Here is a 25618-nt window from a genome sequence, read left to right on the forward strand (position 1 = left end):
CCCCTCTTGCGCAAGCGCACCCTCCTCCTGGCCGCCACGCTCACCACCGGCCTGCTCACCGTCACCCCGGCCGCCGCCGCGCCCTCGGGCCTCGCCGGGGACTTCAACGGCGACGGGTACCGGGACGTCGCCGTCGGCGCCCCGTGCACCGACGTGGGCTCGATGTCCTGCGCCGGCGCCGTCGTCGTGCTCTACGGCTCGTCGTCCGGCGTCTCGGCCACCCGTAAGGCGATCATCACCCAGAACTCCCCCGGCGTCCCGGGCACCGCCGAGTCGACCGACCTGTTCGGCTCCGCCCTCGCCGCCGCCGACCTGGACCGCGACGGCTACTCCGACCTCGTCGTGGGCGCCACCGGCGAGAGCATCGGCGACCGGGACGGCGTCGGCTCCGGCACCGTCCTGTGGGGCGGCACGTCCGGCCTGTCCGGCGGCAAGGGCCTGCCGCAGCCGGCCGACCTCTCCGAGTGGGGCGGCTTCTCCCGGGGCATCGCGACAGGCGACTTCGACGGCGACGGCGACACGGACGTGACGCTCACCGGCCAGAGCCACATCCGCCTGTACCAGGGCCCCTTCACCCGCACCGGCGGCCCGCTGAGCCACTACCGCGCCGGCGAGCTCGGCGGCGGGTACGAGGTGATCGCGGGCGACATGACCGGCGACGGCGCCGCCGAGCGCGTCCACCCGCACGCCGTGGACGGCGACTCCGGCGGCCAGATCTGGTACTACCGCTGGACCGGCACGAGCTACAAGTTCGCCGAGCTGCCGAACGCCGACGGCTTCCCCGGCTCGGTCGGCGACATCAACGGCGACGGCTACGGCGACCTCGTCCTCGGTGACTCCACGGACCCGTCCAGCCACAAGCCCGGCGGCCACAAGGGCGGCCAGATCACCGTCTGGTACGGCGGCCCGAACGGCCCCGACCCGGCGCAGACGCCGACCGTCGTACACCAGGACACCACCGGCGTGCCCGGCTCGGGCGAGACCGACGACGCCTTCGGCTCGGCCGTCAGCACCGGCGACATCAACGGCGACGGCTACGCCGACGTCGCGGTCGCCGCTCACGGCGAGGACCTCGGCACCGTGGCGGAGGCGGGCTCCGTGACCGTCCTGTTCGGCTCCGCCTCCGGCCTGAAGACCAGCGGCGCCACGTCCTACACGCAGGACACCAGCGGCGTCCCCGGCACCGCCGAGGCCTGGGACCGCTTCGGCTCCGCCGTCGACCTGACCGACCTCACCAAGGACGGCAAGGCGGACCTGGTCATCGGCGTCGACGGCGAGAACGGCTCCGGCGGCGTCTGGACCCTGCGCGGCACCTCCACCGGCCCGACCACCACGGGCTCCACGGGCCTGACCGCCACCGGCGTCTCCCTGAAGGCCGGCAACGGCTTCGGCTCGGTGATCGCCCAGTGACATCCCGTCAGCTCACTCCCGGAGCCCTCATGCGCCCCCGTGTCACCGCCGCCGTCCTCGCGGCGGCCCTCACCCCGCTCGCCCTGACCCTGTCCGCACCCGGCGCCCACGCCGCCACCGCCGCCGCCCCGTACGACTTCAACGGCGACGGCCGCATCGACCTGGCCATCGGTGCGCCGGGGGCCACGGTCGCCGGGAAGGCGAAGGCGGGCGCCGTGTCCGTCGTCTACGGCAGCACCAGCGGGCCGAAGAGCTCGACGCGCACGCTCCTCACCCAGGACACGGCCGGAATGCCCGGTGCCGCCGAGGCCGACGACGCCTTCGGCTCCGCCCTCGCCTCGGCGGACCTCAACACCGACGGCTACGCCGACCTGCTGATCGGCACGCCCGGCGAGGACGGCAGCGACACCAACGACGGCACCGTCACCATCGTCTGGGGCTCCACGTCCGGACTGTCCGGCGCCCGTTCGCTGTTCACCTTCTTCAGCACCGACTACGACCGCTACGGCCAGTCCCTGGCCGCGGGCGACTTCGACAACGACGGCGACCTCGACGTGGCGGTCGGCTCCACCGGCCCGGTCACCCTCTCCCTCGTCGCCGGACCGCTGACCAAGACCGGCCCGCACAACGGTGGTTCGGGCTCCCGCAACGACTCGTGGTCCACCTCGTACGGCATCACCCACGTCTCGTCCGGCGACATCACCGGCGACGGCCACCCCCGGGTGGTCCTGCACGGCCGCACCGCCGGCACCGACGACGCGACCACCGCCCTGGCCGACCTGGAGATCGGCAACTACAACGACTGGCTCCAGGACCTGCCCGCCGGACACGTCTCGGCCGTGGGCGACATCGACAAGGACGGCTACGCCGACATCGCCGTCGGCAACGACCGCGACACCTCCGCCGACCCGGCGGGAGCCCTCGGCGGCAAGGTCACCGTCGTCCACGGCGGTCCCGGCGGCCGCGACACCAGCCGCGCCCCCCTCGTCCTCACCCAGGACACCGCAGGGGTGCCCGGCGCCGCCGAGAAGGGCGACCGCTTCGGCAGCGACGTCTCCCTCGGCGACATCAACGGCGACGGGTTCGCCGACCTGGCCATCGGCACCGCGGGCGAGAACTCCGCCGCCGGTGCGGTCACCGTGCTGTACGGCTCGGCGTCCGGCCTCACCACCAAGGGCGCCACCTCGTACACCCAGAACACCGCGGGCGTGCCCGGCGGCTCGGAGAAGGGCGACCGCTTCGGCGAGCGCGTCACCCTCACCGACCACACCGGCGACCGCCGCGCCGACCTGTCCGTCTCCGCGCCGGGCGAGAACGCCGGCGACGGCGCGGTCTGGTCCCTGCGCTCCACCACCACCGGCCCGACGGCCACCGGCTCCGTCAGCTTCGGCCCGGGCACGACCGGTATCTCCACGGCCGGCACGCCGGGCTACGGCACGGCACTCAACTCCTGATCACGACACCTGGGACTCGACAATGCGCAAGCGCACCCTCTTCCTGGCCGCGACCCTCACCACCGGCCTCCTCACCACCCTGCCCGCGACACCGGCCACCGCCGCGCCCTCCGGCCTCTCCGGCGACTTCAACGGCGACGGCCACCGCGACCTCGCCATCGCCGCCCCGCTCGGCAAGATCGGCGGCAAGACCGCGGCCGGCTACGTCGCCGTCGTCTACGGCACGGCGAACGGCCTCGACAGCTCCAAGCACCAGATCATCAGCCAGGCCACCGACGGCATCCCGGGCGTCCCGGAGACGCAGGACTACTTCGGCGACCGTCTCACCACCGGCGACCTGGACGACGACGGCTACACGGACCTGATCGTGGGCGTGCACGCCGAGCACATCGGCTCCACCGACGATTCGGGCGTACTCACCGTCGTCTGGGGCGGCGCGAGCGGCCTGAAGACAGCGACCGACATGTCCGCCCCGCTCCCGGAGAACCGCAACGAGCTGGGCTGGTCCGTTGCCACCGGCGACTTCGACGGCGACGGCGACACCGACCTGGCCGCCGCCAACCTCGCCTACCCCGAGCTGAACATCTTCAAGGGCCCGATCAGCCGCACCGGCAAGGCCACCGAGCTCACCGGCATCGACACCTCCGCCCAGACCGGTATCAACACCGACAACATCGTCGCGGGTGACGTCACCGGCGACGGCAAGGCGGACCTGCTGGTCATGGGCCAGGAGGAGGCCGGCGACGGCTACCGCACCCGTAGCGTGCTGTACAAGGGCTCGGCAACCGGCCTGACGGCGGGCGGCAAGCTCGCCGGGGGCTACGCGGCCGTCATCGCGGACGTGAACAAGGACGGCTTCGGCGACATCGTCACCGGCAACTTCATGGAGAAGTCGGCCACCGAGCCGAACGGCGGCCCCGGCGGCGCGATCACGGTGACGTACGGCGCGGCCGGCGGCCTCAGCACCCGCACTCCCGTCCGCATCACCCAGGACACCACGGGCGTGCCCGGCGCCGCCGAGCGGAACGACCGCTTCGGCTGGAGCCTGTCGGCCGGCGACACCAACGGTGACGGCTACGCCGACATCGCGGTCGGCGCCCCGTACGAGGTCATCGGCTCGCTGAAGCAGGCGGGCACGGTCACGGTGCTGCGCGGCTCGGCCTCCGGCCTGACCGGCAGCGGCGCCAAGTCCTTCTCCCAGGACACCGCGGGCGTCCCCGGCACCGCCGAGGCGTACGACTCCTTCGGCTACGCCGTGCGGCTCACCGACGCGAGCGGCGACGGCCGCGCGGAGCTGGTGGCGAGCGCCTCCGCCGAGAACACCGCTGACGGCGCGGTCTGGCTGCTGAAGTCCACCGCGTCCGGCGTCACGGCCACCGGGTCCAAGTCCTTCGGCGCCGCGACCGTGGGTGGCCCGGCGGGCGACGCGTACTTCGGTGACGTACTCGCGGGCTGACCCCCCGACGTACCTCACAGCCCCTACCAGGAGGAACACTCATGCGCAGGCACACCGCGGCGACCCTCACCGCCGCCGCCCTGCTGACCGCCGGTATCACCCCGCTCACCCTGGCGGCCCCGGCCTCCGCCGCCCCCGCCGAGCATGCCGACGACTTCAACGGCGACGGCTACCGCGATCTCGCCACCGCCGCCCCCTACGCCCCCGTCGGCGGCAAGACCGACGCGGGCGCCGTCGTCGTCACCTACGGCTCCGCGAGCGGCATCAGCGCCACCCGCCGCACCGTCCTCACCCAGGACACCGCCGGCATCCCCGGCACCGCCGAGCAGGGCGACCGCTTCGGCAAGTCCCTCACCTCCGGCGACCTCAACGCCGACGGGTACGCCGACCTCGTGATCGGCAGCGTCGGCGAGGACGTCGGATCCGACGCCGACGGCGGCTCCGTCACGGTGGTCTGGGGCGGCAAGAGCGGCCTGTCCGGCGGCATCGGCGTCCCCGACCCGGCCGTGTCGGCCCACGACGAGTACGGCATGTCCCTCACCGTCGGCGACTTCGGCGGGGACGGCCGCCCCGACCTCGCCGTCGGCAGCACCGGCAGCGACATCTGGATCCACGAGGGCTTCACCAAATCCTCCGGCCCCGGCTCCCGCCACGAACTCGCCACCGGCCTCCAGACCGGCAGCAGCATCTACGGCGCCCAGGACCTCTCCGCCGGCGACCTCGACAACGACGGCGCCGACGACCTGGTCGTCACAGGCAGCGAGGCGTCGACGTACGACGACGGCAACATGATCTACCTCGGTTCCGACGGCGGCCTCACCTACCAGACGTTCCTCAAGAGCGGCGGCTGGGAGCTGGCCACCGTCGGCGACCTGAACGGCGACGGCTACGACGACGTCGTCTCGGCGGCGTACGGCGGCGACGGCAAGAGCCTCGGCGGCTCCGTCAGCGCGTACCTCGGCAGCGCGAACGGCGTCCGCACCCAGCCCCAGGCCACGATCGACCAGGACACCGCCGGGGTCCCGGGCGCCGACGAGGAGGGCGACTGGTTCGGCAACGCGCTCTCCATCGCCGACGTCAACGGCGACGGCTACGGCGACCTGGCCGTCGGCACGCTCCACGAGACCGTCGGCACCGCGGAGATCGCCGGCAGCGTCACCGTCCTGCGCGGCTCGGCCGCCGGCCTGACCGCCACCGGCGCCCAGTCGTTCACCCAGAACACCGCCGGCGTCCCCGGCACCGCCGAGTCCGCCGACCGTTTCGGCGCGTCCGTACGCCTGTCCGACCTCACCGGCGACGGCAAGGCGGACCTGTCCGTGGGCTCCGACGGCGAGAACCACCCCTCCGGCGCCGTCTACAGCCTGCGCGGCTCGGCCTCGGGCGTGACGACGAAGAACGCGATCAGCGTCGGCCCCGGCTCGCTGGGCATGTCGACGACCGGCTACCTGAGGCTGGGCCAGGACATGCTGGGCTGACGCCCGGGCGAGGGCCGAGGCGAACCCCGTACGGCCGAACCCCTACAACCCACGGACACCCAAAGGCCCTTACCCCCTAGGGGATGTCACAGCTCGGCCGCAAAGCCGGGCCCGGAAGCCCGGGCCCGGCACGCCACCGCCCGGGACCAGGTACGTTCGAAGACGTGGCTGGATTCAGGATCGGACGCGGCCGGAACAACGGCGCTCCTCAGACGCGACCGCACAACCCTCCGAACGGGCAGCAGACGCCGCAGGGACCGTCGTACGGCTACCCGCCGGCGCCGCAGCCGTACCCGCAGCAGCCGCCCTACGGCAACGGCGGCGGCCCCACCTGGCCGCAGCCGAACGCCGGGCGGCCGGGCGGCGGCTACGGCGACCAGGGCGAGCCGGAGTACTTCGGCGACGGCGCGTACCCGCCCGGCCCGCAGGGCCCGCACGACCCGTACGCGGCGAACAACCCGGGCCACACCCAGGCCTTCTCGGTCGGCGAGGACCCCTACAGCCAGGGCGACACCTACCGCGCCGGCTCGGCCGCCCCGCCGCCCGGCCCGGTCGGCCCGCGCCTGCACTGGAAGGCCCTGCTGAGGGGCATCGTCCTCGCCCCCAACCAGACGTTCCTCCAGATGCGGGACTACACGATGTGGGGCCCGGCCCTCATCGTCACGTTCCTCTACGGCCTGCTCGCCGTCTTCGGCTTCGACGGCGCCCGCAAGGATGCGATAAACGCCACACTCTCGAACGCCATCCCCATCGTCCTGACGACGGCGGTCGCGATGGTGATCAGCGCGTTCATCCTGGGCGTGGTCACCCACACCCTGGCCCGCCAGCTCGGCGGCGACGGCGCCTGGCAGCCCACGGTCGGCCTGTCCATGCTGATCATGTCCCTCACGGACGCGCCCCGCCTGGTCTTCGCCATGTTCTTCGGCGGCGACGCGACGTTCGTGCAGCTGCTGGGCTGGGCCACCTGGGTCGCGGGCGGCGCGCTGCTGACCCTCATGGTCGGCCGCTCCCACGACCTGCCCTGGCCGAAGGCGCTGGGCGCGTCGGCGATCCAGCTGATCGCACTGCTGTCGATCGTGAAGCTGGGCACGGTCTGAGGTCTGCCGCACGGCATAAGAAAAGGGGCTCCCCGGAAGGGGGAGCCCCTTTTCTCTGTGTCTCTCGGAGTGGTGTCAGGCGTCGAGCACCTGGTCGGCCCGCCGCACCACGGGCGGCTCCACGGACCACGGGAAGTTGATCCACTCGTCGGTCCGCTTCCACACGTACTCGCACTTCACCAGCGACTGGGACTTCTCGTAGACGACGGCGCTGCGCACCTCGGCGACGGTGTCGAGGCAGAAGTCGCGGACCAGCTTGAGCGTCTTGCCGGTGTCGGCGACGTCGTCGGTGATCAGCACCTTCTTCTCGGAGAAGTCGATCACGTTCGGGACGGGAGCGAGCATGACGGGCATCTCGAGCGTCGTCCCCACACCCGTGTAGAACTCGACATTCACAAGGTGGATGTTCTTGCAGTCGAGGGCGTAGGCGAGCCCGCCGGCCACGAAGACACCGCCGCGGGCGATGCTGAGGACTATGTCGGGCTCGTACCCGTCGTCGGCGATGGTCTGCGCGAGCTCGCGCACGGCGACGCCGAACTGCTCGTAGGAGAGGTTCTCCCGCACTTCACTCATGCTCGGGTCACTCACACCTGGGTCCGATGGAAGTTGAGGAAGGACCGGGAGGCGGTCGGCCCCCGCTGCCCCTGGTACCGCGACCCGTACCGCTCACTGCCGTACGGGAAGTCGGCGGGCGAGCTGAGCCGGAACATGCACAGCTGCCCGATCTTCATCCCCGGCCACAGCTTGATGGGCAGGGTGGCCAGGTTGGACAGCTCAAGGGTGACGTGTCCGCTGAACCCGGGGTCGATGAACCCGGCCGTCGAATGCGTGACCAGCCCGAGCCGCCCGAGCGAGCTCTTCCCCTCCAGCCGGGAGGCGAGATCGTCGGGCAGCGAGATGACCTCGTACGTACTGGCGAGCACGAACTCCCCGGGATGCAGGATGAACGGCTCGTCCCCCTCCGGCTCGACGAGCCGGGTCAGATCGGCCTGCTCGATCGAGGGGTCGATGTGCGGGTACCGGTGATTCTCGAACACCCGGAAATAGCGGTCCAGCCGCACGTCGATGCTCGACGGCTGCACCATGGCGTCGTCATAGGGATCGATCCGCACGCGCCCGGCATCGATCTCGGCCCGGATGTCCTTGTCTGAGAGAAGCACGCCCCGAGGATACGCAAGGCGCGCGGAGCGACCACAACCGGACGTCTCCGCGCGCCTGCCTGCGTACTTCTGGCGGTCCGTGCCGCTACCGCTTCTGAGCCGCTACTACCGCTTCTCGTAGCTCACGGGCACCACGCTCCGCAGCCGCGCACATCGCGGACAGCGAAGCAGCCGGCCGGGGCCGAGCCGGTCGGCCTGCTGCATCGGGAACGAAGCGGTGGTGAACACGTGCCCATCCGCACAACGGACGACGGTGCGCTCCATCAAGTCCAAGAGTCCCTTCCCCAAGAGCCGCGTCGGGCTGCTGCTTGCCTGACGACAAAAGCCACGGTACGGGATCAAAAGGAGGGCCCTCCAGGCGGCACTCCGGTCCCGCCCGGACCCTCGCCCACGCCCCCACCGTACGCCCCAACTCCGGCCACCCGCAGCCGCATCCCGCCCCTGAAACGCCCTCAGGCTCCGCGGCATGAACACCGGGAGCCTGACATGAGGTAAAGTGGCGACCGTTCGGACACCGACTCGGTCGGCGTCTTACGCGGGTGTAGTTTAATGGTAGAACATCAGCTTCCCAAGCTGAGAGCGCGAGTTCGATTCTCGTCACCCGCTCCACGAAGAAGGCCCAGGTCAGAGACCTGGGCCGTTTTGCTGTCCGCTGTAATCACCGGCCGCGTGCCAGAACGCTTCTCGGCGGCCTTCCGGGCAGCCTCCTCGCGGGCCTTCCGGACCGTGCCGTCGAGGCCGGCGGCGACCTCTTCCTGCCTCTCCTCGTCGGAGTGCTGATAGATCAGCGCGGCCTTCTCAGACGACTGCCCGGCGCGCACCATCGTGTCCTTCAGGGTGGCACCGGAACGGGTGGAGAGGGTGTGCCCAGTGTGCCGCAGGTCGTAGAACCGGAAGCCCTCCGGCATGCCGACGACCTCCCGAGCTTTCCGCCACTTACGCCCGAAGGTGCTGCGCCGGAAGGGAGCCCCCTTCTCACCGACAAAGAGCAGCCCGTCCGGACCCGGCTCGGCGTACGACTCCAGGTGCCAGCGGAGTTCCCGGCGAAGGAAGGCGGGAAGAATCACAGTCCTGGTTCCCGCTTCGGACTTGGTGTCGCCCTGGACGCGGCGCCCGTTCATCCGCTCCGGCTCGGCGAGGCGGCTGCCTGCCTCGAATGCATCCAGCCCATGAGGGCTGGTGGCTTCGTGCTCTCCAGGCGGTAGGACGACGGCCAGCGGGCCTGCCGGTCACTGTGAAGGTGCCCCGGTGGGCGTGTCTGGTGGAGCTGGGCCGACCAACCGGACCAGCGCATGGAGACCCTTCCGACACCAGAGCTGTTCTTTGACATCCACCTCTGACATCAACGAGCCCGGACGTCCGCAGACCTTGACGGCTGACGGTGTAACCCTCGCCAGCCCTCGTCGTCGGACAGCGCAGCGTCACGCGGGCCGAGATCGAACTCCTACTGCGGTACTCACGTACCAGCGCGCCCTCCCGGGTGTACGGACACTGGTGCAGCAAGCGCCACCACCAACTGGTGCGACACCTAAGCCAAATGAAGCAGACAAGACTTTCCAGATGAAGGTTGAGACTAAACAGCAGCTGTCAGGGTGCTACATCGCCCCGGGAGTATTCCCTGTATTTTTGCAGGTAATCACACGGAGTGTGGAAGTAGTACAAATCCGGTTTCTGTGAGGCTCTATTCAGGGCCACGCCTTCGTCATCTGTGCCTCCATGCCATATCGTTGCGTCAGCGATAGAGGGGACCGCCATCGGTTCGGGCTGATTATGCATCTGAACTTTGAGCACGACTTGAATGCTGTTAAATTTCGGGCGCGGCCGAGGGGTGCCGCCGACCCATCTGCGGACACGGAAGGAACGCCGCAATAGAAAATTCAAGAAGCGCCGCCTCTCGTATTTCCGCTTCACCCAACGCAGATTCTTCGGGTCGGTGCTCCATCGAGCCGCTGCATATGTTGCAAACGTACGGCCGCCGGCAATGATGTAGACATAGTTAGCGCAATTTAGGGGGTCCAGTGTTCGGATAATGAATGCAGAGTCCTCCTCGCTCGACTCCGGGGGGCTGATGATTCGGTCACGCCGCTTATTTTTAAGCCCCTTGTAGTCATGCTCGACATCTTCGTGGTCGTATGCGTGCAAGGGGGGAGCAAGTGCGGCAAGAAGGCAGCGTGAGGTCACATTACCCTTTCCGCCACCAATGAGGACAACGGTGCGACCCCATGCTCTTACTGTGCTTTGCGGGTCTGAATAGAATACATTGACAAGCCCACGGAAATTGCGCTTCAGTAGCGACGTTACTTCAGCCATTGTGAGGGTGTCGCCTGTTGGGATATAAGCGGTACCTTCGGCGGGATCATAATTATGGACGCTTGCGGATATCAGAACCTCTTTATTCTCAGGTGGGAGTTGCCAGAACCAGCGAACAGGCCTCCTGAGCCGAAGACGCTGGAAGGATGCCCCCAGCCAGAAGCCGATAGGCGTCCAGATAGCCGCCGCGATAACGCCAGCTAATACACTTACGGAAAAAGTATCCATTGTTTGCCCATGGTCTTGGATCGAAGCACGAGCGTCTCCATCAACTCTTGCACCATCGGTGGTGGACGGCCACCTGTGCGGTGATGGTGCCGCTGTCTACTGCCGGGATGTTCAATGCTGAGACCGGCGAGCTCCTCAGGCTCGGGCCATGCGGCACTGGCAAGCGAGGAGGTGTCGGAACTGACGCCGGCCGAGTGGCTCTCGCCGTGCCGGGCATGGCCCATTAGCACTCATCAACTACCGCCGCTGCCTGGTGCACCCGTGGTTCTGCGAACATGAACAACCACCGCACGAGGACCCCGGCGTGGTGCGCGTCCGCGCCTACGACCTGCGCTCTAACGCCCAAGAAGCCCTTTTCCGAGTGCAGATGCTCACCGATGATGAGGCCTTGAGCCAGGCGGCAGAAGCTGTACTTGCGGACGTCACAGCGCTGCCCAAGACGGATAGCAGGACCGAGCTCGACCAGCGCAGGGTAAAGACCTGCGACGACATCAGCCGACTGGTCAGAGCGTCCAAACGCCATCTCTGAGACGCCTTCCACGCGTCTGCACGTACGCCCATCAGGCCGTGCGCCGGGCAGGCCGCACCACAAGCGCACCAGATCGAGCGGGGAACAGTGGGGAACCACGGTGGAAACAGCCCGGCCTGACAAGGCCGCGACCTATCCGTTCGCCCAGGTCAGCACCCCAACCGCCCGCAAATGATCGCAGCTTCCGCTTCAAGTACCGCATGGCGAGGAGTTCCTGGATACCCATTCTCGATCCGCAAACTAGGTGCAGCGAAATCAATTCGCGTCAATCGGCAATTGTCACTGCACCACTCCGAGGAATGGATCGATAAACGGCGAAGGGGATAAGCGAGAAGCCTGGATGCTGCGGAAGGTCAATAAATCCCAAGCGGCCCAGGTTTCGCATCTGAGCGTTCATGGTCTCCGCAAACTCCGCTCTGTTTATACTTCCGTCCGCATTGTAGAAATCCATGTCAGGTAGAGAGGTTTCCTCAGTGCCGTAGCTGCCAATGCTGCCGACTACTGTCCACTCCTGCTGCTCCGTCCCGTATCGGGCGAATAGGATATCTGCTTCACTGTCCAAGTACTGGCGCCCTTCTTGGAGTCGCGAGTTTATAAGGACGCCTTTCGTTGGAGTAAGGTTCACGTGAAGGCCAGGCGCAAAGACGCCCTTGGAAATGCGCACGAAAGCTCTCAGCATTCTCCCGTCAGCACCTCCAATGTCAGGGAAGTCGGGGATTGAGTCTTCCAACGCGGCTGGCCCGTCTGCCGGTTTCTGCTTAGGTGTATGCCTCTGCTGGCCCCCCTGCTTCCCTTTGCTTTGACTGGCTTGTTTGACAACCGGTAGATGACCCATGTCGTTCAAGCCAACCATCACAGATCCAAAGGCCGAGAATGCCGAAGTCGCATAGCGAGTATCGAACAGAGAGCCCATGGCTGTAACTCTGACCAGGGACCCTACAGGCAGTCTTCCTTTCAGTTCACCGGAACTCCACTGCTCTGGGTCGCAGACTTCTTCTGATATATCTCGAAGCAGTGACTCTGACTCTAGAGCCTGTTCGAGCATCGGAAACAACGCATCGCCTAGAGACTTATTCGTATACGTCTCACTTCCAGATCCTTGAAAATATTGCCCAGCGACCCGTGGGCCGACAGTGGTCCTTTTTTCTTTGCGCTCGGTCTCCCGTGATTCTTCCGCGACCCCTCCATCGATTTGGGCTAGCATTGCCCTGACTTTATCAGTATCTACGTACAGGAACTCGCGGAGTATCACTTGCACCCCTCCTCTTAGACTGGGCCACATCGTAAGAGACAGGTGAGTCTGCAATGGTGCGTATCGCGAGTATTGGCACCAGGTGCGTGGTGTATGGCACCGAGTGCCAGAACCGCGCCCGCCGCCACGGCTTGCTCTGGGCCATAGCAATGCAGCGTGGCTAAGGTCAGGGGTACGGCGAGGCATACGCGCGCCTGGTCGGGCGACGCACCCGCGGTCGTGGCTGACTGGCGTCGGCTGAGGTTCGTGCCACTACCGTGCCAGATGGCAGGGGTCAGCCACCGTCAACGCGGGTGCCTAGCGGGCTCGACCACGGCCGACAGCTCCACCACTAAAGGTGCAGGTCACCGGCAGTACACCCCCGCCTCTCTCCTACAGTGGTTGTCCAGCGTGATCACCACGTCCACACTCGCTGGAACTCCTCGGCCGGGATGGCCTCCAGCGAATCCTCTTCAGGGTCGAACGCTTGGTCCGTCAGGCCACCGTGCTCGTCCTCCAGGTGCTCCCAGCTGTACCGGTGGAGTCGGCCGGCCGAAGTCAGTTCGGCTTGCTTGATGACGATCAACTCGCCGCAGTCGGGTACGGCTTCGATGTACCACAGACCGCCCTCCTCGTCGGCATGGGGGAAGTGGTACCGCAGGGTGCCGTTCTCATCGAGCGCTTGGAAGTACGCCACGGTCTCTGCTCTGGTGCACTCCAGGCCAACCACGCGACCATCGTGCCAGCGAGCGAGCGCGGGTCGCTCCGTTCTGACATCCACAAGTGACATCAACGGCACCGGATGCCAGTACTCCTCAATGCTCCGGCACGGCTAGCGTGGCCGGGCAGTACCTCAGCAGAACCAGGAAGCGATCGAACTCCAGCCGTCGAGATGCCCCGTCGGATCCTCGCCCGGCTGCAGAAATACCAGCGCCACGATTTGCGTGACCTTCGGTGCCGTCGCTGACGGCTCAACTTGACGTGTGCTCAATGATCAGGTTGTGGCACTGCCGTGCCCGGCCAGCCACCCTGGCTCCCACAACAGAGAGCTCAGCCAAATAGCTCAGTATCTCCGTGAGGTTGCCCGGCCCCGGTTGTGTAGCGAGCAAATTCTCTGTTGCTTCCGGCACACGGTTTCCCGGTTCGACGAGCAGGGCTCGAAAAAGGTCCAAGGTCTCTGCACTAGCCCCGTCCGGCGGGCTGATAGGGGACCCGAGCAGTTGACTCCACCGTTCGGCACACCCTTCGAGCCCTCCCTCCACGGTGTCGAACATGAGCTTCTCGAACCTGCAGGAGAGGTCTTCGGGATCTACTTCCACTGCCCGCTCCAGGTCTACTCGCGCCTGCTCGTAATGACCTGCTTGTCGGTGTGCCCTGCCGCGGATGCTAAGTGCCCAGGCGAGTGTGGGGTCGATTTCGAGCGCGGCGGTGAGGTCGGCGATGGCCTGGTCATACCGACCGGCCTGCTGGTGTGTTTCACCGCGGGTGCCGAGGGCCCAGGCATAGGTGGGCTTGATTTCGAGCGCGGCGGTGAGGTCGGCGATGGCCTGGTCATACCGGCCGGCCTGCCGGTATGTCTCACCGCGGGTGCCGAGGGCCCAGGCATAGGTGGGGTCGATTTCGAGCGCGGCGGTGAGGTCGGCGATGGCCTGGTCATACCGACCGGCCTGCTGGTGTGTTTCACCGCGGGTGCCGAGGGCCCAGGCATAGGTGGGCTTGATTTCGAGCGCGGCGGTGAGGTCGGCGATGGCCTGGTCATACCGACCGGCCTGCCGGTATGTCTCACCGCGGGTGCCGAGGGCCCAGGCATAGGTGGGGTCGATTTCGAGCGCGGCGGTGAGGTCGGCGATGGCCTGGTCATACCGACCGGCCTGCTGGTGTGTTTCACCGCGGATTCCGAGTACCCAGGGGAGCGTGGGGTCGATTTCGAGTGCGGCGGTGAAGTCGGCAATGGCCCGGTCATACTGCCCTGCTTGTCGGTGAGCCTCTCCGCGGATGCCAAGTGCCCAGGTGTCGGTGGGGTCGATTTCGAGTGCGGCGGTGAGGTCGGCGATGGCCTGGTCATACCGATCCCCTTGTAGATGTGCTTTGCCGCGGGAGGCGAGGGCCCAGGCGAGTGTGGGGTCGATTTCAAGTGCGGCGGTGAGGTCGGCGATGGCCTGGTCCTGCCGGTCCCCTGGAAGGTGTGCTTGGCCGCGGGAGGCGAGGGCCCAGGCGAGTGTGGGGTCGATTTCAAGTGCGGCGGTGAAATCGGCGATGGCCTGGTCGGAGTTATCGAGCCAGCGATGGGTCTCCCCGCGACGAGCCCAGGCATGAGCGTTACGGGTGTTGTGCGCGATGGCGCGGTCCAACTCGGTGAGCGCCTCTCCCTCCCGGTCACAGAGGTAGAGACGGCTGCCACGGTAGGTGTGAGCCCAGCTCCTGATCTCAGCGCTCAGCTGGCTGTGGGAGAGCAGGACGCCAAGGCATGTGAGTACAGGTTCGTCACCGCCGAGAGCATCCCGGAGCCGCCTTGACCAGGTGAGCAGGGCTGCGTCGGTGGTGTCCTGTGCGGCTTGTTCTAGTGCCTCGATCCATTGCCGCAGCACAGCGGTGTCCTGGCCCGCAGCATGCACCACCTGTTCGAGGGCGGGCGTCAGCTGTGTACCCGGGTGGGCACACAGACGGTGGTACGTCTCATCAAGGCAGTATCGGCGCCATATAGGGTCTGTCCATTGTTTCGCCTCGGGGAGCCGTTCCTCGAGCGCGGCACGCCAGGCGGCATGCGTGTCAGCGAGCCGTAGATGTGCCGAAGCCCAGCCTTGAGGGGAGTGGGTGCGCTCCTGACGGACCATGCTGGCGCGGACCACTGCATGGTAGTGCTTGAATCCGCCGCGGCCGCTGACGAACGGCTGCCCGCACAGCCAGTCCCACACCCCCTCTGCCCTAGGCCCGGCAGCGGCAGCGACGATGTCCTCGTTCAGTTGCAGCGGCAGCGCACACGCCCGCACCGCCTCGCGTTGCTCAGGATCCGTGATCCACTGTACGAAGCGCTCGACGGCCACGTCCGCGAGGTCCCCGCCCGCGTCCACTGCCTCAACTGTGTGGGGGCGGGCCAGAGCAAGGAGCTCCACAAGCAGAGGCAGCCCCATCGACAGCTGCAGGACCGCTTCCACCACACTCGGATCGGTCACACCGCGCGCGGTGAGCAGCGAGCGCGTCTCGGATTCGGTGAAGACCTCCAACGGCACGTCCGCGACCTGCGCCCGCAGCGGTGCCCACTGCCGCTCCGCGAGTTCATCCCGACCGGCCAGCACCACCATGACGTTCGCTGGCACTGGCCCGAATTCTTCCTCCAGCAAACTCAGCAGCCACACGTCGAGGTACCGGGCTGTTTGTTCCCATGTGTCAAAGAACAGCACCACCCATTTGTGGCGACGGCACAACCGCTCCAGCTCGGCGACGAAAGCCCTGCTCATACCCGCCTCATCGCCTCGGGTTCCCCGCCGGCGGGCACGAGCCTGGGATGCCGACCGGAGCCGGTCCAACCCCCGGGCCGCGGCATCCGGACTCGCCATCGCCGTCACCACACCGGCCCCCGGAATGAGCGACGCCGCTCCCAAAGCGGCCTGCGTCACCACCCGGCTCGACACCGATACCTCGCCCTCCACGGGCATTGGCTCCTCCTGCGACGCCTGACCCCGTTGGAACTGCTCGACTGCCTTGTCGAAGTCCTTACACGGGCCGGCCTGCTCCGCCAACTGCCTGGCCAGCTCGACCAAGGCCTGCTGTACCCCGTGGACGTCGTTCTCGTCCACCAAGGCCGTCACCGCATCCGCACGCCGCGCCGCCTCCTGCCATTGCCGCAGCAGAGTGGACTTCCCCACCCCACCCACACCACGCACATGGACCAGGAATTCCGCCGGGTCCTCCTCAGACTGCGGGTCCTTCGATAGGTTCTCCGCGAACAGCGCCAACTGCGCCCGCCGACCCACGAACCGTGCCTTTGCCCGCTGCCGGATCAGCGCACCCCTCGACAGACCTCGATTACCCGACCCTGGCATCTCCGCACCCCGTCACTTCGCTCACCACGTCCCTGAGACTGGCACGACACCCACCCGAAGCAGTGGCGTCAGCTGCAGGTCATAAGTGTCCGATCCGGTTCCTTCGTTTGTCAGCCAAAGCCACGCCCGCGCCGGCACGGAAGTTGGGGCGCAGGCGGGACGGATGCGCGCTCGTCTGACCCTCCAGAGGTCACACGCACCTGGCCCCGGCGTCCCTGTACACGCCTCGCCTGCCCTGGAGCCGGTCGCCAACGACTTCCCCGGCCGTCACGCAGTGGCCAGCTGCAGTACCTCAGCACCCCGGCGACTGTGTACTGATCCGACGCCTGTTCGCACTGATCCAGAGCACCGCACGAACGGCCTTCTGGTACATGCTCCTTACCGCGAGACGGGAAACGATTGCATGGCGCGGCTCCGGCTCAGTCGGACCTCGCCTATGCAATGTTCTAGGGCAGTAGACCGGCCAGCTTGCAGCCGCCATCGGGGGACTGGTGCTGGTCAGGGCCGAAAGTGCGCCGCCACGTCGTCAAGCATGTCCAGATAGTCGCCCGCTCCGACCACTCCCCCAGACGCCTTCGAGCCGTGCAGTGCTGCCGTCAGGGTGATGCCGCGACACGCGGCTGGCTGCCTAGGTTCTCCATTCCTGAAATGCCAACGGTTGCCGTGAGCAGAGGCGTTGCGGAAGTGCCGGACGAACTCAAGCAGTGGGTTGGTCCTGTCGCGTAGCCCGGCACGCTCGATCGCATCACCGAGGCGTGTAGCACCGTGCATTGCCGCAAAGTTCAGCAGGTCCTCCCCCAGCCCGGCACCAGGAGTCGAACTGGCCATGGCGAAGGTGTCCGTCAGGCGCTCCGCAGAGTGGGGTGTGCCGTCGTTGCGGTACACGACCAGCGGCGAGTTAACCGTCTGCTCGTACAGGTCGCGGTAGATGGCCATAAGCGGCTGCCGGGGGTCAGCAAGCGGCAGTATGGCTAGGTTGAGACCGCAGAACCCAATCTTGAGTTCGTCAGCCACCTGCGCGATGCGTTCCGCCTCCAAGCCCATAGCTCGGCATGCTAGGGCTCACTACCCGAACCACGCCTCCCATTTGTGAAGCACCGAAAGCTAAACTTGGTATGCGGATAACTTGATGTCCAGCCCTTCGGTCTGAGCTTGTTCCGCTCCACGTGGACTTGTCCTCATAGCGAGCCTCACTGGGCCGTGACGACCGACAGCCCGATCGCGGTGTGGTCGCCGACCCACAGCCCCGCCACATTCCGCTCGCCCTCGGTATCACACCAGGCCCAAGCCCGGTCCCCACAGACGCGCTGAGCCGACGTGGCTGACATCAACGACGGCATAGGTGTGTACGCCAGGGCGGCCGCTCATGGTCGTCCCATCCTGGGGGTACCACGGGCTTTCTGGCCGCTGATCGGACTCCTGAAGCGGTGCTCAACCAGCCGTGGACTATCCGTGGACTCGTTCGCCCTGAACTGCCGCGGTGAGGGTCGTGACCTGCCGCGTTGCCCAGGTCCGAAGCGGCCTCCGGAGCCGTTGCTGTGTTGGTGACGCAGAGTTCAACGCAGGGACCGCCGCTCGTCTACGTGACGTGCCGGCACACCTAGGAACACGTCGGGCGTCGCAGGGCCGTAAAGGATGTTGAACGTCTCCAGTCGATAGGACCATGCTCCGTCACAGCGGCCGACGAACCGGTAGTTGATCTGCCATTGCAGCCATTGGCCAGGAGCCAGACGAACGGCGGGCGGGCGCCGATTGCGTCGTGGCATGGCAAACATGCTCACCCCTGGAGGATCCACGCGCAGCAGCCCATCGACCTCGCGGAGGATCATCCCGGGTGCCGACAGATCCTGCACCTGTGTACGAGGCTCGAAGGAATCGGATTCCCGCATGGCGACCTCGTGGAGGCCAGCAGTCATGCCCGGAGGCAGCAAGAAGGCCGTGGGGGCGGCGTTTCTGCGAGCAGCTTCAGAGCCGCCGCGCGACTTCTTCGTCCACGACGTGCACACCCGCTGAACGACAACATCCATGGCCCCCATCATCGGGCGTGACGCCGCACTGCGGCCACAGAGTTACGTGTCGTGCCACAACCGTGCCAGATACTGCGGGGAACCACGGGGAACAGCGGTCACCCACCCAGAGACAGCCTCAGGTCATGACGCCGCTCAGCAGCAGGTCAGCGGGGACTGTCGACCCCGTAGAACCCAAGCTTCCCAAGCTGAGAGCGCGAGTTCGATTCTCGTCACCCGCTCCATGAAGAAGGCCCAGGTCAGAGACCCGGGCCTTTTGCTGTCCGTGGTGGTCAGCGGTCGCGTGCCAGATTCGTGCCCCCGCTCCGAGGACTGGCCGGCGCGGGCCATGAGGTTCTGAGCTTGGCGCCGGTGTCGGCGGCGAGGGTGTTGCCGGTGTGCCGGGCGGGCATAGTGACAGGCCCCCTAAGGGCTGCGGCCGTAGTACTGGCGGAGGAGAAGCTGGACCGTGCGGCGCGCGCGACGTGGATCAACGAGCCGCGCCTCGCAGGATGAAAACCGGCCGACTGAACGAGCATGCCGGTGGCGATGAGGGGTTTGCGGCCGATCCGGTCGGCGAGGTGGCCGGTGGGGCCTGTCCGGTGCCTCCACGAGATCGGGTAGAGGCCCTGTGGAAGGGAACCAGCGTCAGCACCTTGGCCGAGAGATACGGGGCCAGGTCGCGTTCCGCGAAGTAGCGCCGATCCGCGTCTGGCGGGTTGTGCTCAGGCGGGCCGGGTGGGGGCCCGTAGTTCGATCTTGTATCCGCCCTGTGGGGAAGGCTCGGCGGTGAGGGTGCCGTTGAGCAGTTCGGCGCGTTCTCTCAGGCCGATCAGACCGTGCCGGGCGCTGGGCAGGGCGACGGACGGGCGGGTGGGGGCGGTGTTGGTGACGGTGACGCCGAAGTGCTGCGCGTCGCGCCACAGGCGTACCTCGGCGCGGGCGCCGGGTGCGTGCTTGCGTACGTTCGTGAGGGCTTCTTGGACCGTGCGGTAAATGGTGCGTTGGGCGGTGGTGCTGATGCCGGGCGGGAGTTCGCCGGTCAGGGTGGTCTCGATGCCGCTGTTGGCGATCAGCTGCTGGAGGTCGGCGAGGGTGGGCTGGGGGGTGAGTTCGGTGTCCTTGCCGCCGGAGGCGCGCAGCAGGGTGACCATGTGGCGGAGTTCGTCGAGGGTGTTCACGCTCAGGGTGCGGATGGTGCGGGCGGCGTCGCGGGCGTCGGGGTCCTTGGCGGCGACCTGCAGGGCTCCGGCCTGTACGGCGATGAGGCTGACCTGGTGGGAGACGACGTCGTGCATCTCGCGGGCCAGTTGGGCGCGTTCGCGGGCGAGGACGGTCTGGGCGTACAGGGCGCGTTCGTGTTCGCGGGCCACTTCGACCTCGACGAGCTGGCGGGCCACGTCGTGTCTGGCCTGCACGAGCTGGCCGAACAGGATCGGGGCGAAGGCCGTGGCCAGCGTGTAGACGAACTGGATGAGCGTCCAGGTGCGGTCGCCGGGAAACGTGTCGCCGGAAAACGTGTCGGACAGGGGCCAGGCGAGGGTGCTCGCCGCCGCGTTCAGCAGGGCGCAGCCGGCCAGCAGGCGGCGGTTGCGGGTGCGCGTGGCCAGCGTGTACAGGGCGGCGATCGGCGCGACCGCCACGTCCATGAACAGGGTCATGGGCAGGGTCAACAGGAAGACGGTCAGTGGAAAGCGCCTGCGCAGGAGCAGTCCGGCGCAGCCGAGGGCGGCGCAGGCCCATATGAACGGTGTCGCCTCGCCGTAGAGGTTGATCCAGGCGTCGAGGGCGGCCAGCACGACGAGGCCCGCGTCGACGGCCCAGGGCGGCACCCGCCGCCACCGTTCCTGAGCCGTGCTCATCATCCGTTGCCCCGTGCCGTGCCGGCGCCGTCGTCGCTGAGCAGTCCGGCCCGCTCCGCGAGGAGCGCCGCCTGGACGCGGCTGGAGACCCGGAGCTTGGTCAGGATCGAGCTGACGTGGTCCTTGACGGTGCCCGCGCTCAGATGGATGCGGGTGCCGATGTCGGCGTTGGACAGTCCTTCCGCGATCAGGACGAGGACGTCACGTTCGCGGTCGGTGAGCAGGTTCACGCGCGCCACGTCCTCCGCGACCTGGGGCGTGTCCGCCCCAGGATGGCCGCGCAGCAGAGCCCGCGAGGCTTTCGGGGACATCACCACGCCACCGGCGGCCAGGGTGCGTACGAGGTGGGCGAGTTGTTCGGGCTCGGTGTCCTTGAGCAGGAAGCCCGCGGCTCCCGAGCGCAGCGCGGTCAGGATGTACTCGTCGGTGTCGAAGGTGGTCAGCATGGCCACCGTCGGCGGCTCGGGCAGCGTCCGGATCTCCCTCAGGACGGTCAGGCCGTCCACATCCGGCATGCGGATGTCGAGGAGCACGACGTCCGGGTGCTCGCGCCGGATCACGTCGGCGGCCTGCGCTCCTTCCGCGGTCGCCACGACCTGGATGCCGTCGGAGGCGTTCAGGATCAGCTCGAACCCGGACCGCACCAGCGCCTCGTCGTCCACCACCACTACCCGGATCACCGGCGTTCCGCCTCACACTCGTCTGCTCTGTCCACCGCTGCCGTCGACACTACGTCCGGCACGGCGCGCGGCGGTGCGGCTGCTGTGGACACCCGCCACCCGGCAGGCCGGTTCCAGCCGGTCGGGGGGAGCGCTCCAACCCGTCGGCGGGCGGGTGGGTGAGGCTCGGCGGATGGTGTCCGTGGTTGTCGTCCGGTGGGATCGGTCCGTGGGCCCGCCCGAGTCTGCGGGCCGCAGTCGATTTCCGTACCGTCAGAGGACCACCCAGCCATGCCCCGCCTGTACCCGCGTCAGCCTGTCCGTGCTCTGCGCCGCTGTGCGGCGCGGCCCCATGTGCTGTTCGGGGGCGTGTACGGGGCGGTAGTGGCCAGCTCCATGGTGGCCGCCCTGACGGAGCAGGGTGAGACGGCGCCCGCCGACCGGTTCAGCAGCGCCCAGTGGCTCCTGGTCACGGCCGTCGCATCGGCCCTGGCGCACGGTTACGCACATCTGATCGCCCTGCGCGGCGACCGGACCCATCACGGTGTGCGCGCCGGGGTGCGGCTGTTGCTGTCCGAGTGGCCCTTGGTGGTGGCGACGGTGCCGACGCTGGTCCTGCTGCTCGGTGCGGCCTGGGGGTGGTGGCCCTCGGCGGGCGTCGAGTACGTGGTCTTCGCCGTGAACGTGGTGCTGCTGTTCGCCTGGGGCCTGCTCGCGGCCCGGGCCGCCGGTCGCACGTGGGGCTCCGCCTTGCGGATCGGCATGGTGGACGCGTTGCTCGGGCTTGTGGTCGTGGTGGCCAACGCCCTCATCAAGTAGGGCAGTTGGCAGTGGCCGTCCGGGGCCCGCCGAACGGCCGACGCGGCGCTGTTCCGCCGGTCGGCGGGGCAGACCCGGCCGGTCGGCGGGGGTGCTACCGAAGCCTGCCGGATGGTCCGTCTCCTGACGGCACCGAAGGATTTTCCGTATGACACAGATACAGCCGCCCCAGGAGACACCGGCTCCGCAGGAGAGCGCGCCTCCACGGTCCCGAACCTCGCCCGACTCCGCCGGGCAGACCCCCGGCGGTCCCTCGACGGGACGCCTGGTCGGGGTGGACCTGGCCCGCGCGCTGGCGGTGTTCGGCATGTACGTCGTGCACATCGGCCCGCCGCTGTCGGCCACACACGGCGTCGGCAGCTGGGTCCGGTACATCGCGGACGGCCACTCGTCGGTCCTGTTCGCCACCCTCGCCGGGTTCTCGCTGATGCTGATCGCGGGCCGCTTCGAGCCGAAGACCGGCCTGGCGGGCCGGCAGGCGAAGGCCCGGATCGCGATCCGCGCCGTGATCCTCCTGGCGCTGGGCACCGTGATGGCGATGGAGTACGGGGGCGTGATCATCCTCGGCTTCTACGGCGTCTACTTCCTCCTCGCCCTGCCCCTGGTGCGACTGAGCGCGAGGACCCTCGCGATGATCGCGGCGGGGCTCGCGCTCGTCATGCCGCAGCTGGCGTTCGTCCTGACCACGCGGCTGAGCGAATCCGTCCAGCAGAGCATCAACGCCTACGACCCGCTCCGCCACCTCAGCGAGGTGGGAGTGCTCGATCTGCTGCTCACCGGTTTCTACCCGGCGCTCACGTGGATGTCGTTCGTGATCGCCGGCATGGCGCTGGGTCGCATGGACCTGTCGGCGGCCGCCGTCCAGCGGCGCCTGGCGGCGATCGGCGCCGGCCTCGTCGTGGGGGCTTACGGCTTGTCCCTGCTGCTGGCGGGCAAGAACGCGTTGAGGAGCACGGCGGAGGACGGGGCGTCGTCCAGTGGCTCCGGGTCGGCGTCCATGGGCAGTGGGTCGATGAAGCCCCAGCTGTCGTTCTCGGATCTGTTGGCCGCCGGGCCGCACAGCGGCACCACGTTCGACATCATCGGCAGCGTGGGCGTCGCGATCCTCGTGATCGTGGGCGCGACGGTGGTGATGGACCGCCTGCCGCGTCTGCGCCGCCTGGCGAAGCCGGTCATCGCCGTGGGCACCATGTCCCTGACCGCCTACGTCGGCCACTTCGTCGCGCAGTCCGTGCTGTCCACGCCCGCCGGGACAGGGACCCAGCAGTCCTGGGTGCCGCTGCTCATGTACGTCCTCGGGGCGATCGTGTTCGCCACCGTCTGGTCCCGCTTCTTCCGCCGCGGCCCTCTGGAGCACCTGCTCAACACCGCCACCAAGCCCGCCAAGTACGTCCGGTGAGGTCCGGCCGGGGTGGCTCGGCTTCCTGCCCCATCCCGGCCTGAACGGTCTGCCGAAGCCCGCAGGGGGATCGCCCTTGCGGGCTTCGGCTGTTGTTCTTGGCCGACTGATGTCGGGGACATGCGTGGGCAGGGTGCCGGCGCGGCCCGGGGGCGATCGTCAGTACTGGCAGGCGCGCAGGGAGTGTTGATCAGGACGTGGCGTACGTGTGCGTCGGCTCGCGCCTGGCGCACGGGCACCGAGCGAACGATCCCCGCACCACTCGGCGCCGCAGGCAGTCTCCGAGGTGCTGCCGTCGAGGGAGCTGCCGGAGAAGACGGTGTGATCCACGTGGGGAGGCAGCCGGGACAGGCAGGCGAAGAGCGACTCGGTGTCCCCTTCGCCCGAGGGTGTACTCCACCCTGGGGCCGGCGATGTGCTCGACGGGCTCGTCCGGGTCGCGGGGCTGTCGGCGAGCAGAACGTCGAGGAACCGGCCGTGGCGGTACAGCACGGCGTATCCGGCAGATGTCCGACGCCACCATCCCGCCACCCGGTACGGCCGGCGGCACCGGCGAGCCCATGGTCAGGCCCGTCTCAGTCGCGGGGGCGTCCCGCCGAGGTCAGCAGCTGTGTCGCCGCGAGCTGCGCGTACAGCTCGTCCTCGGCCACCAGCTCCTCATGAGTGCCGACCGCGCGGACCGTGCCCGCGTCCATGACGACGATGCGGTCGGCGTCCGTGACGGTCGACAGGCGGTGGGCCACCACCAGCACGGTCGTCTCGCGTGCCGTCTCGGCGATGGCGTCCCTCAGTGCCAGCTCGTTGACGGCGTCGAGCTGCGAGGTCGCCTCGTCCAGGAGCAGCAGCCGGGGCCTGCGCAGCAGCGCGCGGGCGATCGCGACGCGCTGACGCTCGCCGCCGGACAGTTTCGTGCCACGGTGCCCGACCGGGGTGTCCAGGCCGTGCGGGAGACGCTCGACGAGGGCGTCGAGCCTGGTCCGGGCGAGGACCTCGCGTATCTCGTCGTCGGTCGCGCCGGGCGCGGCGAAGACCAGGTTCTCCCGCAGCGTGCCGGCCAGCACCGGCGCGTCCTGCTCGACGTACCCGATGACGGACCGCAGCTCGGACAGCGGCCACTTGGTCACGTCCTTGCCGTCGACCAGGACCCGGCCGCCGGTCGCTTCGTAGAACCGCTCGACGAGCGCGAAGACCGTCGACTTGCCCGCGCCCGAGGGGCCGACGAACGCCGTCATCCCGCCGCCCGGCACCTCGAAGTCCACCCGCTGGTGGATGTCCGGCAGCCGGGGCCCGTACCGGAAGGACACCTCCTCGAAGCGAACCGACGCCGGACGCGGCCGCACCGCCTTGGTCACCGCGGGCTGCACCGACCGGTGCCGGTCCTGCGGCTCCGTCGCCAGGCCGTCCACCTGCGCGATCCGGGCGATCGCGGCCGCGCCCTCCTGGTAGTGGGACGCTGCCTCGACCAGCTGGTACACCGGCTCCATCAGGTAGAAGAGGTACAGCAGGAACGCGATCAGCGTGGACACGGGCATGTCCCCGGACGCCACCCGCGCCCCGCCGACGGCGAGCACCGCGAGGAACGCGAGCTCGACGGCGAGGTTGTCGGCCGAACCCAGCACGGCCTCCCACTTCGCGCTGCGCACGCCGTGGCGCCACGCCCTGCGTGCCGTCGCCTCGACGCGAGCGGTCTCCCGCTCCTCGGCGCCGGACGCCTTCACCGTACGGAACGCACCGAAGACCCGCTCCAGGCCCGTGGACATCTCCCCGACAGCCGCCTGCGCACGCTCGGCGGCCTGCCCGATCTTCGGCATCACCAGCACGGCACCCACACCGACGACCGCGACCACGCCGAGCGTGACGCCCAGCAGGACGGCATCGAGGAACGCCATCACCACGACCGCCGCGACCAGTGTCACCGCCCCCGTCGCCGCGGAGACCACCGCCTGGGTGCTGACCGCCCGCAACAGCGTGGTGTCGGAGGTCACCCGCGACATCAGATCGCCCGGCTGCATCCGGTCCACCTCCGCGAGGCGCAGCCGCAGCAACCGTCCGATGAGGCTGCGGCGGGCGGCGAGCACCACCGACTCCGCCGTCCGTTCCAGCACGTAGGCACCGAACGCCTCGGCCACCATGCTCAGCAGGACCAGAACGGTCATGGCCAGCAGGATGGTGCCGATCGTGCCACCGGACGAGAGCCGGTCGACCAGCGCCTTCGTGGCCAGGGGCTGGAGCAGTCCGCCGGCGGCCCCTGCCAGCGCCAACAGCAGACCGAGTACGACGGCCCACCGGTGCGGGCGGACATACCCGTACAGCGCCTTGAGCGTCTCGCTGGTGCGCAGGGACTCGGCACCCGTCGCCTCCGGGGCGGATGCGGTGTTCACAGAATTCCTTTCCTACGTGGTCGGCCGCGCAGCGCGTCAGCGGTGAGGACACCGGCCGGCGCGGGGGCCTGTCATCGCGGAGTTCAGGGCGTACGACGG

The 25618-nt window shown here is 68.4% G+C and carries 19 protein-coding genes, 1 tRNA gene and 1 pseudogene; 9 read left to right on the plus strand and 12 right to left on the minus strand.

What is annotated here, in order from left to right; translation table 11 throughout:
- The first annotated feature begins 6 nt into the window (after positions 1-6).
- The 5 genes from MQE23_RS20610 to MQE23_RS20630 all read left to right on the plus strand — a co-directional run bounded on the left by MQE23_RS20610 (position 7) and on the right by MQE23_RS20630 (position 6892).
- Positions 7-1410, plus strand: coding sequence for an FG-GAP-like repeat-containing protein (locus MQE23_RS20610; protein WP_243379798.1), 1404 nt, complete (start codon positions 7-9; stop codon positions 1408-1410).
- Between the two features lie 29 nt (positions 1411-1439).
- Entirely contained in the window at positions 1440-2864 is a 1425-nt protein-coding gene (locus MQE23_RS20615) for an FG-GAP-like repeat-containing protein (protein ID WP_243379799.1), read from the plus strand.
- Between the two features lie 22 nt (positions 2865-2886).
- Positions 2887-4320, plus strand: coding sequence for an FG-GAP-like repeat-containing protein (locus MQE23_RS20620; RefSeq protein WP_243379801.1), 1434 nt, complete (start codon positions 2887-2889; stop codon positions 4318-4320).
- 41 nt (positions 4321-4361) lie between these two features.
- Entirely contained in the window at positions 4362-5795 is a 1434-nt protein-coding gene (locus MQE23_RS20625) for an FG-GAP-like repeat-containing protein (RefSeq protein ID WP_243379802.1), read from the plus strand.
- An 83-nt stretch (positions 5796-5878) separates the two neighbouring features.
- Positions 5879-6892, plus strand: coding sequence for a Yip1 family protein (locus MQE23_RS20630; RefSeq protein WP_243379803.1), 1014 nt, complete (start codon positions 5879-5881; stop codon positions 6890-6892).
- Positions 6893-6967: 75 nt separating this feature from the next.
- Here the strand turns inward: MQE23_RS20630 and MQE23_RS20635 are convergent, their stop codons facing one another.
- Entirely contained in the window at positions 6968-7465 is a 498-nt protein-coding gene (locus MQE23_RS20635) for a phosphoribosyltransferase (protein ID WP_037670125.1), read from the minus strand.
- 11 nt (positions 7466-7476) lie between these two features.
- Positions 7477-8052, minus strand: coding sequence for a dCTP deaminase (gene dcd, locus MQE23_RS20640; RefSeq protein WP_010032156.1), 576 nt, complete (start codon positions 8050-8052; stop codon positions 7477-7479).
- A gap of 535 nt (positions 8053-8587) precedes the next feature.
- On the opposite strand from dcd, the gene MQE23_RS20645 reads away from it, so the two are divergent.
- Positions 8588-8661: transfer RNA gene (locus tag MQE23_RS20645), tRNA-Gly, on the plus strand.
- Here the strand turns inward: MQE23_RS20645 and MQE23_RS20650 are convergent.
- Positions 8613-9194: pseudogene (locus MQE23_RS20650) on the minus strand (hypothetical protein); the annotation flags it as partial. The gene MQE23_RS20645 and the pseudogene MQE23_RS20650 overlap by 49 nt on opposite strands.
- A 445-nt stretch (positions 9195-9639) precedes the next feature.
- A complete protein-coding gene (locus MQE23_RS20655) occupies positions 9640-10590 on the minus strand; it encodes a hypothetical protein (protein WP_243379804.1) in 951 nt (316 codons plus the stop codon).
- A 304-nt stretch (positions 10591-10894) separates the two neighbouring features.
- On the opposite strand from MQE23_RS20655, the gene MQE23_RS20660 reads away from it, so the two are divergent.
- Positions 10895-11119 carry a hypothetical protein gene (locus tag MQE23_RS20660; protein WP_243379806.1) on the plus strand — a complete coding sequence of 75 codons (225 nt, stop codon included), beginning with the start codon at positions 10895-10897 and terminating at the stop codon, positions 11117-11119.
- Between the two features lie 265 nt (positions 11120-11384).
- On the opposite strand, the gene MQE23_RS20665 is transcribed toward MQE23_RS20660, so the two are convergent.
- The 7 genes from MQE23_RS20665 to MQE23_RS20695 all read right to left on the minus strand — a co-directional run bounded on the left by MQE23_RS20665 (position 11385) and on the right by MQE23_RS20695 (position 20929).
- The gene (locus tag MQE23_RS20665; RefSeq protein ID WP_243379807.1) at positions 11385-12371 is read right to left on the minus strand and encodes a hypothetical protein; all 987 of its coding nucleotides are present in this window, start codon (positions 12369-12371) and stop codon (positions 11385-11387) included.
- Between the two features lie 394 nt (positions 12372-12765).
- The gene (locus tag MQE23_RS20670) at positions 12766-13080 is read right to left on the minus strand and encodes a hypothetical protein (protein WP_243379808.1); all 315 of its coding nucleotides are present in this window, start codon (positions 13078-13080) and stop codon (positions 12766-12768) included.
- 241 nt (positions 13081-13321) lie between these two features.
- Entirely contained in the window at positions 13322-16306 is a 2985-nt protein-coding gene (locus MQE23_RS20675; protein WP_243379810.1) for a tetratricopeptide repeat protein, read from the minus strand.
- A 585-nt stretch (positions 16307-16891) separates the two neighbouring features.
- Entirely contained in the window at positions 16892-17437 is a 546-nt protein-coding gene (locus tag MQE23_RS20680) for a hypothetical protein (RefSeq protein ID WP_243379811.1), read from the minus strand.
- A 512-nt stretch (positions 17438-17949) separates the two neighbouring features.
- Positions 17950-18420, minus strand: coding sequence for a hypothetical protein (locus MQE23_RS20685; protein WP_243379813.1), 471 nt, complete (start codon positions 18418-18420; stop codon positions 17950-17952).
- A gap of 704 nt (positions 18421-19124) precedes the next feature.
- Positions 19125-20261: a histidine kinase gene (locus MQE23_RS20690; protein ID WP_243382697.1), complete on the minus strand. Its 1137-nt coding sequence runs from the start codon at positions 20259-20261 to the stop codon at positions 19125-19127.
- Positions 20261-20929, minus strand: coding sequence for a response regulator transcription factor (locus MQE23_RS20695; RefSeq protein WP_020273619.1), 669 nt, complete (start codon positions 20927-20929; stop codon positions 20261-20263). The genes MQE23_RS20690 and MQE23_RS20695 overlap by 1 nt, the downstream gene beginning before the upstream one ends.
- A gap of 282 nt (positions 20930-21211) precedes the next feature.
- Between MQE23_RS20695 and MQE23_RS20700 the strand changes: the two genes are divergently transcribed.
- Positions 21212-21739 (plus strand): hypothetical protein, encoded by a 528-nt coding sequence (locus MQE23_RS20700; RefSeq protein ID WP_243379814.1) that lies wholly within the window; start codon positions 21212-21214, stop codon positions 21737-21739.
- Between the two features lie 148 nt (positions 21740-21887).
- Positions 21888-23138 (plus strand): DUF418 domain-containing protein, encoded by a 1251-nt coding sequence (locus MQE23_RS20705; protein ID WP_243379816.1) that lies wholly within the window; start codon positions 21888-21890, stop codon positions 23136-23138.
- Between the two features lie 575 nt (positions 23139-23713).
- On the opposite strand, the gene MQE23_RS20710 is transcribed toward MQE23_RS20705, so the two are convergent.
- Positions 23714-25519 (minus strand): ABC transporter ATP-binding protein, encoded by a 1806-nt coding sequence (locus MQE23_RS20710; protein ID WP_243379817.1) that lies wholly within the window; start codon positions 25517-25519, stop codon positions 23714-23716.
- Positions 25520-25618 lie beyond the last annotated feature (99 nt).

Source organism: Streptomyces sp. HP-A2021, from assembly GCF_022807935.1.
In the GTDB taxonomy this organism is placed as follows: Bacteria; Actinomycetota; Actinomycetes; order Streptomycetales; family Streptomycetaceae; genus Streptomyces; species Streptomyces afghaniensis.